Raw genomic sequence first — 11,276 nt, 5'->3', positions numbered from 1 at the left:
TCCTGCAGCTCGGCCTGCAGGGCCGGGCGGAAGACCTCCGCCGCGGAGGTCGGGTCGATGTCGCGCCTCACCACCGCGGCGGCGGCGGCCGGGTCGGGAGTGAAGCGGACCTTGGCGATGTAGTCGCCGTGCCGGACCGCGCCCATCGTCCAGTAGCTCGACAGCAGTATGTTCGCGGGAGGGGTCTTCGCCAGGCGCAGGAAGGCCAGGAACTCGTCCCACGCCCAGTCGTCCTGGTCCAGGGTCCCCTTGCCGGTGACGAAGTCGGTGAAGAAGCGATGTGCACCGGGTCGGCCCTGGGAGAAGTAGGTCGGCGCGGCCAGGAACAGGTCCTGGATGAACAGGTAGCGCTCGACCGTGTTGCAGAAGAAGATCGGTCCGTTGATGTTGGCGTAGTCGAAGGTGCCCGTGTCCGGTTCGTCTTCCAGCAGGGTCGGACCAGGGATGTCGAAGATCTTCAGGGCCAGTCCGGTGGCGGCGCCCAGCCTCGCGTCGGCTCCGGCGTGCGGCGAGCCGTTGGAGAAGCGGATGAGCGCGTCGTGGGTCCCCGGGGTCGCGTAGATGCCCTGGGCGTACTCGGGGGGTAGCCCGTCCAGGATCTCCACGACCCCCCGGACCAGCCCGTAGCCCTTGGCATGGGCATCGCGCAGGGCCCGGCCGGTGCCACCGGCTTCGACGGAGTCGGCGATGTAGCTCTCGGTCTTGCCGATCACCGTCTGCAGATTGCGGTCGAAGTCCGGATCGTCGGCTTCGATGTCAGGTGTGTAGCGGACGAACTGTGCTGCCATGGTGTCGGACCCTCCTCGAAGACCGTGGTGGAAACCGCCCTCAGTCCTCCAGCTCCGCGAGCCAGCGCAGGGCGCGCAGCCCCGGTACGAAGCAGTACTCACCGCCCCGGGTGACCACGAAATCGGGCAGGTTCTGCAGACGCCGCCGGACCGGCTTCTCCGGGATGGTCAGGGTGTCGGTCCCGCCATGATGCCCGGCCACCGCGTCCTTCTCACCGGGGTAGCCGATGAAATTGCCGTCGTTGATCCACTCGGCCCTGATGAACTCGAACTGTCGTTCCAGGTGGGCGCCGAGGAACACGCCGACCAGACCACGGTCGGCACCGTCGTCCTCCAGCACGCCCTCCGGTAGCGGCGGACCGTAGGTGGTGCCGCGGCGGATGAGGCGATGCATCCGTGCGTCGCCGATGATGGTGGAATCGCGGGGGTTGGCGCGCCGGATGTGTGCACCTGCGGGGCACCGGAAGCCGCGGTCGTCGTTCTCCCGGTACAGAAAATTGTTGACGCGGTGCGGATCCGCCGCCAGCTCCGGGTCATCGTGTTCCGGCGCCAGCGCCAGCGGTGCTCCGCTCGGCCAGCGCCCGACCATCTTCGCCGCCAGGAGCTCCTCCTCCTCGGCGCTGGAGCTGTTCGCACGCAGAAACCGGCGCCAGGCCGCCACGTCGGTGTGGGCCTTGCGCACAGCAGCGTAGGTGCCGTTGCGGCCGAGCACCTCGGGGGTGGGCATGGGAGGCAGGTTCCCGGTCTCGTCCGGGTAGCCGAGGATGAACTCGCCGGCCTTGATGGGAGCTTCCTGCGTGTTGGAGGCGGGCAGTCCGACGCCCTCGATGTTCGGATGGCTGATGCCGTCACGGAAACCGAAGGTGGTACGCCCGGTCGGGAGTTGGCGTACCTCTTGCTGCCAGATCACCTGGACACCGGGCGTGCCCTCGAACGCGACCCGGACCCGCTCCAGCTCCTTGTCCAGCTGCGCCGCGTCGGAGGACAGGGCGCTCAACGCGATGTGGACATCGCCCGTTCCGAACGGTGCCTCCCAGTGGGCCGGCGCACTCTCGCCCACGTCACCGATCAGCTCCGCCCGAGCGGCCATGCCCTCGCGGAACGCCTGCGGGAAACTGTCCAGCGACTCCTGAGGCACCCCAAGGGCCCGCAGTCCCGCGTAGGTGAACGCCACGGCAACCCAGGCATCCTGGCTCCGGTCCGTGCTGGGCAGGCCGACGGCGGTCAGCGGAAGCAGCCGCCGCAGCAGGGCGCGCCCGGCGCGTCGGTCATCGACGCGCAGAAAGAGGTACTTTCCCTCGTACGGGACGGGCCGTGGGCGCAGTGCTCCGCTCTGGATGTCATCGATCTCGACCCGTACCGTGCCCGCGCCGTCATCCGCTGTCGTGTCCATGACGCCTTGTGCTCCACATCAGTCGTAGCCTTGACAGCCCTCGGTGGGCGGCCCGCGCCCGCCGACGCGGTCCGTCAGCATCGGGCCTGCTGTGAGTGCTGGGCGTGCCGCGCGCGACCTGCCTAGCTTGCGGCCAGCTCCAGCAGGTGCCGGAAGGCCGGCGTGGCGAGCAACTGCGCGTTGGCCGGGTTCTCCAACGCCGCCCGGAACTCAGGGGTGTCCAGCACCTGTTCGAACGCCTCGTCCACTTCGTGGTCCCTCCAGATCTGCCGAACGGTCAGGTCCGGATAGGCGCTGAAGAAAGCCCCTGCGGGCGCTTGATGAGCAAGGAACCACTCCTTCACCCCGGGATCCTTGATGCCAGGGAACCCCTCGGTGTGCGAGAAGACCTCTTCGAAGACCTGCCCGACCACCGTCCTTGCGAAGTCGTCGATGTACGTGTCCCAGGAACCGTCGAAGACGCTGGCGAACATGAATCGGGTGCCGTTTTCGAAGATCACGTACCGCGCATCGTGCAGAGTGCCGATCTGTTGTATCGCCGCACGGTTCCCCTCGTCGGCCGACTTTCCCTCGATATCGGCCAGCAGCTGACGGAGCGCTTCCGTATGCCCCGGCTTGATCTTGGCGAATACGGTGAACTCGCTGCACACCCCTTCCGACGCGCCTGGCCGGTCAGGATGTGCTGACTGAGGTGCACCTGGTGTCGGAGTCATCGTCGGATTCTCCTGCCACGGATCGGTGCGAGGGTCACCCAGCGCCTGGACATGAGACACCATCGCCCTCACATAGCAATGCTCACCGCAGACGCGCTGCCTCGCATCTTCTCACTCCATGCTTCACCAGGAACGATTACGTTCCGTGCGGGATCTCTGCGATCATGCTGAGAAGGAGAAGCTGCTTCTGACGCCGGCTTGCCGAGCCGGTCCGGAGACGTCAGCAAGGCGTGCGGCAGGCCGGTCCAAGGTCATCGGGGCTCCCGAGGACATGTTCGGCCAGCAGCAGGAAGACGGAAGCGGCGAGGCGTGCCGGGGAGGTGGGCGTCGCCTGTTCGGGGAGCCACTTCCGCACGGCCGTGAAGACAACGGTGCAGCCGGTACGTACACCCCGTCACTCGGCACAGACCGTCGGATCGCCGCTTTTGCCAGGCCCGCTGCACCGAATCGCCACCCTGAGGCGACCACGGGCGCAGCTCTCGGCGACGTGCTGGGCTTGGCGGCGGCTGTCGCGGTCAGTCCGCACCCGATCATCGCCATCATCCTCGTACTTGCCACGCCCTGCTGACATCGCCGCGGGCGCTTCGATCGGCTCAGCCGGACTGCCGGTCGGGCAAGCTGTGCACCTGCCCGGTAAGGCACGATGTCGGGGCCATGATCTCGGAGGCTCGCCCCTGACAGGCCATCTCATCGGCAGGCTCGCTGGGTTGCTGCGGTGAGGACCGTTGAGCAGCTGCTGCCGGACGAGCTGCAGGGGTTGCTCGTGCCGAGCGGAGGGGCCGAGTCTGCCGTCGGCCACGCGGCGTAGGCTCGCCCCCGTGGCCCGCAACCGGAGAAAGCCCCGCCGTCTGATCGCCGACGGGCGCGCGTACCTGTGGACGCTCCGCCACACTCACCGTGTGCTGGACAGCGGCCGGTCCGCGGACTGCCGGGAGACCCTCACCCTGTACCCGCAGCCGGCCGGCACGGGCGGGCCGCTGCGGATCGTCTTCGCGGATGGTCCGGGCCGGTACGTCCCCGGCGGGTTCCCCATGGGGTCCGGCGACGTCGGGTACGTCCACGGCGGCTCACTGAACCTCCACGAGCCAGGCGCCGTCCGGGCTTTGCTCGACGTGGCCTTGGCCCGGGGCTGGCGGCCGGGGGAGCAGCGGGCGGTGGAGGTCGACGGATGGACCCTGCTGGAGGCGGCCGCAGCCGCCCGTGAGCGTACCGGCCCCGCGGGGACGTAGGCGACGACGGCCACCTTCGCACCGCGAGCCCCTCCGGCCGTGACGACACCTGCCGCGACGGAGTGGGGCGCCGTCGAGGGTGAGGCAACCGTACGGGGGACACCCGGCGGTGAAAGGGTGAACCGGCACGCGGCGATGATTTCCGTGCGGTCGGCCGGTCGTTGTCGACGACAGAAGGAGGTCCACCATGCCCCCAGCAGGACCCGACGAGCGGCCGTCCGCGGAGCGGCCGACGACTCACCTGGACACCCGGTACAGCTCCGCGCTCCACCCGCGCCCGGGCGCGGAGAACGCCACCGCCACCGAATGGGACGAGGCCCGACGGCAGTTGGAGGCCGCCGAGATCTTCTGGGTGTCCACGGTGCGGCCCGACGGCCGGCTGCACGTCACCCCGGTGATCGCGGCCTGGCACGACGGAGCGCTGTACTTCTCCACCGGCCCGGAGGAGCAGAAGGCGCGGAACCTCGCCCACGACGCCCACTGCGCACTGACCACCGGTGGCAACTCGCTCACGGAGGGCCTCGACCTCGTGGTCGAGGGCACGGCGCGGCAGGTCGCGGATCCGGAACTGCTGGAGGAAGTGATCACGGCGTACGAGGCGAAGTACGGGCCGCACATCACCTCACCCGAGGGCACCTTCCACGGGATCGGGGACGCGTTCCGCAGGGGCGACGCCGTGGTGTTCGCGGTGGCCCCGGCCACGGCGTACGGCTTCGGCCGGAACGACGGGATGTACACCCACACGCGGTGGGCGTTCTGAGCGGGCGGAACGTCCGCCGGTCGCCGGCCACCACGCCCGCGGTGCTGCCTGGGCCGGTCGCGCGACCGGCCCAGGCCCGGCGGATGCCGCAAGGCGCGCGGGTCAGCAGTAGAGGTTGCCGCCTGCCGAGGTGCCCAGGATCTGAACGAACCGCTGGTAGGCGTCGACACGGCTCTGCACCTGGGCCGGGTTCCTGCCGTCGCATTCCAGCGAGCCGTTGATGCTGCGGATGGTCTGACCGAACCCGGCGCCGTTGACCATCGCGTTGTGGGGCGTCATCGTGCCGGGGCCCGACTGGGTGTTCCAGTACCACAGGCCCGTCTTCCAGGCGACGGAGGCGTCCGTCTGCACCAGATTGGGGTTGTGCAGCAGATCGATGCCGAGCGCGTCGCCCGCGGCCTTGTAGTTGAAGTTCCAGCTGAGCTGGATGGGACCGCGGCCGTAGTAGGCGGACTGGCCGGCGGGGCAGCCGTAGGGCTGGCTCCAGTCGCAGTAGTGGGGGTAGTTGGCGGTGTTCTGCTCCACCACGTAGACCAGACCGCCGGTTTCGTGACTGACGTTGGCGAGGAACGCGGCGGCCTCCTGCTTCCTGACGGTGTCGCTGCCCGTCTTCGCGAAGGCCGGATAGGCACTCAGCGCCGCCTTGAGGCCGGAGTAGGTGTAGAACGAATTCCGGTTCGGGAACATCTGGTTGAACTGCGCCTCGCTCACGACGAAGCTGCCCGAGGGATCGGTGGAGCCGCCGTCGCAGGCGTACGGCTCCCAGTACCAGGTGCTGATGACGGGGTCGTAGCCCGGGTTGTCGTGCTCTGCGATGTACGCCTTGCCGTCGGTGTACCGGACGATGTCACCGGTGACGTACGACTTGCCGGCGGTCCAACTCGGGTAGCTCGAGCAGGATGCGGCGGAGGCCTCTGCGGCCGGCATCAGGACCGGTGCTGCGGGTCCGATGACAACCGCGGTCAGGAGTGCGGAAAGACAGCGCTTCGACACGGAGACAACTCCTCTGCGGAGCCAGGCGGCACCGGGGCAGGGCGGAGCCCGCAGGATCGGCCACGGTGCCCGGGGCGGCTCGGGTGGGGGATGGCGAGCCATACTCAAGCGCCTTGGTGTGTACCAGTCAAGGTGTAGACCAATAAGTGTGACAACGTTGGCAGGGAACCCTGGGAGTGACCTTCGGTAACCCCACCGGCGACTCCGCGATGTCCGGCCCGCGACCCGCTCCGACGCCGGACGCCCCGACCGGACGCCCCGACCGGACGCCCCGACCGGACGCCCCGATCGGAAACCGCGGGCCTCGACCGTCGGCTGGATCCGAGACCCAGGGCGATCCCTCCCGGCTCCGACTCACCCCACCGACGGCCCGACCACCGGCGCCATCAGCGAGAAATCGCAGGTGATAGGCGCAATCGCGTCGGGTACCCGAGGACCGGGCCGACGCCCTGTACGGCCCGGCGAGGCTGATGCCCGGCCCGGACGGGCACAGTCGACGCCCTGCCCGGTTGGCCGTCGACGCCCTGCCCGGCCGGGCAAAGACGCAGGGCCGAGGAGGGGGCGCAGGGAGCAGGACGCGAGAACGAAGGAGCGGTACACATGGCGACGAAGGCGGGACCGCGAGCGGAACGCCACGACCTGCCCGGGCGTCTGCGCCGCACGGCCGCTGACGTGTTCGGCTGGGACCGGCTGCTGCCGGAGCAGCTCACGGCCATGGAATGGGTGATGCGAGGCCAGGACACCCTGGTCGTGATGCCGACCGGATCGGGCAAGTCGGCCGTCTACCAGGTCGTGGCGACGCTGCTGGCGGGACCCACCGTGGTCGTGTCCCCCCTGCTCGCCCTGCAGAGGGACCAGATCGCCGGCCTGCCCGAAGACGCGGCGGCACCGGGCGCCGTCATGATCAACTCGGACGTGGGTGCCGCGGAGACCGAGGCCGCCTGGGAAGAGGTGCGCTCGGGCCGGACTCGTCTGGTCTATCTGTCGGCCGAGCAACTGGCCAAGGACGACGTCGTGGACAGGCTGGCCGAGGCACGCCCGGCCCTCTTCGTCGTGGACGAGGCCCAGTGCATCTCCTCCTGGGGCCACGACTTCCGCCCCGACTACCTTCGGCTGGGACAGGCCGCACAGCGCGTGGGCCGCCCGCCGCTCCTCGCCCTGACCGCGACCGCCGCCCCACCCGTGCGCCGTGAGATCACCGAACGGCTCGGCATGCGCCGGCCCCGCCAGCTGGTCACCGGCTTCGACCGCCCCGGCATCAGGCTGGAGGTCCGCCGCTTCCTCGACGAGGACGAGCGCCGGCGGGCCGTCGTCGAACGGGCCGCCGCCGAGCCCAAGCCGGGCATCGTCTACGCGGCGACCCGCAAGGACAGCGAGTACTACGCGGACGAACTCGCCTCCCTCGGGCTGGCCGCCGAGGCGTACCACGCCGGACTGAGCGGCCGCGAACGCGCCCGCATCCACGACGCCTTCCTGGCCGGTGACACGGACGTCATCGTGGCGACCTCGGCGTTCGGCATGGGCATCGACAAGGAGGACGTGCGGTTCGTCCTGCACGCCTCGCTGCCCGGCTCCCTGGACGCCTACTACCAGGAGACAGGCCGCTGCGGCCGGGACGGTCGTGCCGCCCTCGCCGTGCTGCACTACCGCGCGCGGGACACCGGGATGCAGACGTACTTCGCGGGGCGGACCCCGGGCGGCAAGGTGCTGTCCCAGGTGGCCGAGGCGGTCCACGACCACCGCGGCGACCCGGTCGACCTGCGGGGCCTGCACCAGGACACGGGCCTGTCCAGAAAACGGGTCACCGCGGCGGTCAACCTCCTGGAGGAGGCCGACGCCCTCGCGACGGGCGAGGACGGCGAGGTGCGCCTGGCCGACGGAGTGTCACCTGACCGGGCGGTGCGGCGCGCGGAGCGGATGGCCGAGGCCCATCGCCGTACGGACCGGTCGCGGGTGGAGATGGCGCGGGCCTACGCCGAGACGACCGGCTGCCGGCGGCACTTCCTCCTCGGCTACTTCGGTGAGCCTTTCGAGGCACCGTGCGGGAACTGCGACACGTGCGAGGAGGAGGCGCGCCGGGCGGGCGGAGACGCGAGCGACTCCACGCGGTCCGCGCCGCTCCCGGCCGTCTACCCGAGCGGAACCGAGGTACGGCACGAGCAGTGGGGCGAGGGAACGGTGCTGAGCGAGGAACCGGACCGCGTCACCGTGCTGTTCACCGAAGCCGGCTACCGCACCCTGTCCCTGGAAGCCCTCGCGGAACGTGACGACCTCCTCACGGTGCTGAGCCGGCCGGGCGAGGACCGGCCGGGCACCTGACGGACGGTACCCGCAAAGGTTGCGCCGCCCGGGTGGTGCAGCGGCGGGGCGGTGCCGGGACCGGGTAGAGGAGGAGGGGTGGCAGGGGAGAGCGAGGGATCGACATGGGCTCCGTCGGGGACTCGGGCGCAGGCGCCCCCGGTCCGAGCACGCCTCCGCGAGGAGGCGTCGCCGGTCCGAGCATGTCTCAGCGAGGGCGCGTGGCCGGTCCGGGCATGCCTCTGCGAGGACGCGTCGCCGTCGTCACCGGTGCGGCCCGCGGCGTCGGCCAGGCGCTCGCCGAACGACTCTCCCGCATGGGGCTGAGGGTCGCACTGGTCGGCCGTGAGGAGGAGACCCTGCGGCGCGCGGCGGCCTCCCTGCCGTCGCCGAGCATGTGCGTCGAGGCGGACGTCACCGACCGGACGGCCCTCGACCGGGCCGCTCGGCAGGTGGCCGACCGTTTCGGCCCCGCCAGCGTCCTCGTGGCCAACGCGGGGATCGCGGCCGGCGGACCCTTCAGCCGTACGCCGGCGGAGCTGTGGCAGCGGGTGATCGACGTGAACCTGATCGGCTCCGCCAACACGGTACGGGCGTTTCTCCCGCAACTCGCGCTCACACACGGCTACTTCCTCCAGATCGCCTCGACCGCCGCCTTCGGCTCCGCACCCATGATGAGCGCCTACTGCGCCTCCAAGGCGGGGGCGGAAGCCTTCGCCCAGGCACTGCGCGGCGAGGTCGAGCCCGACGGCATCGCCGTCGGGATCGCCTACCTCCACTGGACCGGTACCGACATGATCAGCGGTATCGACGACCACCCCGTGCTGCGCGCCCTGCGCCAGAACCAGCCCTGGTTCGCCCGCAGGGTGCACAGCCCCGCGCAGGTGGCCGACTGGCTCACCACCGGCATCATCCACCGCGCTCACCACGTGTACGCGCCCCCGTGGCTGCGCTGGTGCCAGCCGCTGCGGCCGCTCTTCCCGGCATTGGTCACCCGGACCACCAGGCGCGAACTGCGGGCCCGTTCCCGCACCGAACTGGCCACCGACACCGGCGTCCTGGGCGCCGGCGGCCGCGCGGACTGGAACGCCTACGTAGGTGAGACAGACATCGAGGACCGCCCCGACCGATAGCGAGTGTCAGGGGCCTCGGGACGCTGATCGCGGTCCCGTGCGGTCCGGCGCCCACCCGGTGGGGTTTGCCTGCGAGGCCGGACCGCTACCGGGGCGGCGGTGCCGGATCACGCGGGTTCGGGTTGCGGTTCCAGTTGCAGCGGCGGCGCGGCCTTCGGTTCCCAGAGTCTGGTCGTCCGCACGTACCCGAAGATCACCGAGGCCATGGCCAGGACGAGCAGGGGCCCGGACACCACCGGATACCGGGCCACCTCCATCGGCAGGTACCGGTACGCCACCAGGAGCGCGGCGAAGACCACGGTGCCGTACACGACCAGCTGGATGCCCTGCCGGTCCCAGCCGCGGTCGAACGAGCGCAAGGCCGCCTCGATCGTGAGCGCGAACACCACGCCGGCGATGAGGTCGGCGCCGTAGTGGTAACCGAAGCCCAGCGTCGCGGTGAGCGTGGCGATCAGCCAGAACGTCCCCGCGGCCCGCAGGAGGCGCGGACCCTTCCGGGAGTGGATGAAGATGGCGGTGGCCCACGCCGTGTGCAGGCTCGGCATGCAGTTGCGCGGGGTGATCTCGTCGTACGGCATCGCCTGCGGGAGGTGCAGCGGCGGCGGGGTGTTCGGCCAGAGGTTGGCCACGGCCCACTGCACGCCACCGGTGCCGGAGGCCCCGGGGCCGTACGCGAAGACCGGCCCCACCATCGGGAACAGCATGTAGATGCCGGGCCCGAGGAGGCCGATCACCAGGAAGGTGCGCACCAGGTGATGGCGCGGGAACCGGCGCTCGGCGGCCACGTTGCGCAGCTGGTACAGCGCGACGACGATCGCCGCCACCGCGAGCTGCCCGTAGACCACGCCGAGAAGGTGGGGGCCGATCGGATCGGTGGCTCGGAGCAGCCGGCCCACCAGCCAGGAAGGGTTGCCCAGTGCGTGATCGACGACCGCGACGTACTGGTCGAGCACGGCCGGGCGGGCTTTGGAGGTGATGAAGAGCCAGGAGTCGCCGGTCTTGCGGCCGGCCACCAGCAGCAGCCCGAGCCCGACGCCCTTCAGCAGCAGCAGACGTTCCTCGCCGGCGCGGCGCGTGACCGCGATGACGCCGCAGCCCAGCATGACCCACAACGCGCCGTTGCCGAAGAAGTGGTCGGCGTCCGTCTCGGCGCCCACCGCCCACCGCGCCAGGACGAAGACGACGTCGATGCCGATCGCGGCACCGGCGGCGATGAACCGCTGCCGCCAGGTGAGCACCACCATCATCAGTGCCAGACCGCCGTACAGCGGCCCCGGCTTGGGCGCGAAGAGCACCTCTCGCACCTGGTTGGTGACGGGCCCCGGCTGACCGTAGTGACGTGCGGCGACCTCCAGCGCGATGAGGATCAGCAGGCCCGCCGCGCCCGCCGCGGCCCACAGGAGCGTGCGGGGACGGCCGTCGGCGGCGAACCTGATTCTGCTGACTATGGGCGGAAGTGTCCGCGACGCTCTACGTATCAATTGTCTGGTCTGTACTCGATATGGGTTAATTGTCCGAAATTTGGTTATACCGGTGATCGTCGTAAGTTTGAACATGTTATCGGAGCGGGGTGCGGACGCCTCCAGGGGGCGGCCCGGGTGGCCCGGGCCGTCGAAGGCGACCCGGTCACGGACGTCAGGACGCACGGATCCCGCACGCGGGCGGCTTCCGCGTGCGGGATCGCGAACGGTCATGCGTGTCGTGCGGGTGGTGCGGGTGGTGCGGGTTATGCGGGTTGTGGGTTGTGCGGGGCGTGCGGGTGGGTGGGTCAGCTGGTGGTCACGGCGGTGTCGTCCACGACGAAGCTGGTCTGGAGCGAGGAGTCCTCCGCGCCGTTGAACTTCAGGGTGACCGTCTGCCCCGCGTAGGCAGACAGGTCGAAGGACTTCTGGCTGTACCCGGTGGCGGCGTTGGCGTTGGAGTAGGTCGCCAAGGTCGTCGAACCGGCGGTCACCGTCAGCTTGTCGTA

10 protein-coding genes and 1 pseudogene are annotated in these 11,276 nt (G+C 70.3%); 5 read left to right on the top strand and 6 right to left on the bottom strand.

What is annotated here, in order from left to right:
- The 3 genes from GT045_RS02975 to GT045_RS02965 all read right to left on the bottom strand — a co-directional run.
- Window positions 1–788 (bottom strand): catalase (locus GT045_RS02975; protein ID WP_161333197.1); only part of this gene is annotated, 788 nt, incomplete at its 3' end.
- Window positions 789–828: 40 nt separating this feature from the next.
- On the bottom strand, window positions 829–2,181 hold the full coding sequence (locus GT045_RS02970) for a Dyp-type peroxidase (protein WP_161333196.1): 1,353 nt from the start codon (window positions 2,179–2,181) through the stop codon (window positions 829–831).
- Between the two features lie 122 nt (window positions 2,182–2,303).
- Complete coding sequence (locus GT045_RS02965; protein WP_202526973.1) at window positions 2,304–2,957, bottom strand: hypothetical protein; 654 nt, start codon at window positions 2,955–2,957, stop codon at window positions 2,304–2,306.
- Between the two features lie 55 nt (window positions 2,958–3,012).
- Here GT045_RS02965 and GT045_RS39420 point away from each other — a divergent pair, with 55 nt between their 5' ends.
- The 3 genes from GT045_RS39420 (at window position 3,013) to GT045_RS02955 (ending at window position 4,883) form a co-directional block, all read left to right on the top strand.
- Window positions 3,013–3,462: a hypothetical protein gene (locus GT045_RS39420; protein WP_237538310.1), complete on the top strand. Its 450-nt coding sequence runs from the start codon at window positions 3,013–3,015 to the stop codon at window positions 3,460–3,462.
- A 250-nt stretch (window positions 3,463–3,712) separates the two neighbouring features.
- Window positions 3,713–4,123: a hypothetical protein gene (locus GT045_RS02960; protein WP_345942533.1), complete on the top strand. Its 411-nt coding sequence runs from the start codon at window positions 3,713–3,715 to the stop codon at window positions 4,121–4,123.
- Between the two features lie 187 nt (window positions 4,124–4,310).
- The gene (locus tag GT045_RS02955) at window positions 4,311–4,883 is read left to right on the top strand and encodes a pyridoxamine 5'-phosphate oxidase family protein (protein ID WP_161333194.1); all 573 of its coding nucleotides are present in this window, start codon (window positions 4,311–4,313) and stop codon (window positions 4,881–4,883) included.
- 102 nt (window positions 4,884–4,985) lie between these two features.
- Here the strand turns inward: GT045_RS02955 and GT045_RS02950 are convergent, their stop codons facing one another.
- Entirely contained in the window at window positions 4,986–5,876 is an 891-nt protein-coding gene (locus tag GT045_RS02950) for a glycoside hydrolase family 19 protein (protein ID WP_161333193.1), read from the bottom strand.
- Between the two features lie 600 nt (window positions 5,877–6,476).
- On the opposite strand from GT045_RS02950, the gene GT045_RS02945 reads away from it, so the two are divergent.
- Complete coding sequence (locus GT045_RS02945; protein ID WP_161333192.1) at window positions 6,477–8,195, top strand: RecQ family ATP-dependent DNA helicase; 1,719 nt, start codon at window positions 6,477–6,479, stop codon at window positions 8,193–8,195.
- A gap of 215 nt (window positions 8,196–8,410) precedes the next feature.
- Window positions 8,411–9,307, top strand: coding sequence for an SDR family oxidoreductase (locus tag GT045_RS02940; protein WP_237538308.1), 897 nt, complete (start codon window positions 8,411–8,413; stop codon window positions 9,305–9,307).
- 107 nt (window positions 9,308–9,414) lie between these two features.
- On the opposite strand, the gene GT045_RS02935 is transcribed toward GT045_RS02940, so the two are convergent.
- Together GT045_RS02935 and GT045_RS02930 are read right to left on the bottom strand one after the other, a co-directional pair.
- Window positions 9,415–10,707, bottom strand: a complete 1,293-nt coding sequence (locus GT045_RS02935; RefSeq protein ID WP_237538311.1) for a phosphatase PAP2 family protein — start codon at window positions 10,705–10,707, stop codon at window positions 9,415–9,417.
- A gap of 368 nt (window positions 10,708–11,075) precedes the next feature.
- Window positions 11,076–11,276 (bottom strand): annotated as a pseudogene (locus GT045_RS02930) (immune inhibitor A); the annotation flags it as partial.

Origin of the sequence: Streptomyces sp. SID486, assembly GCF_009865385.1 — a bacterium.
Lineage (GTDB): Bacteria > Actinomycetota > Actinomycetes > Streptomycetales > Streptomycetaceae > Streptomyces.
The sequence above is the reverse complement of the archived record's forward strand: the minus strand, read 5'-3'. Positions and strand labels throughout refer to the sequence as shown.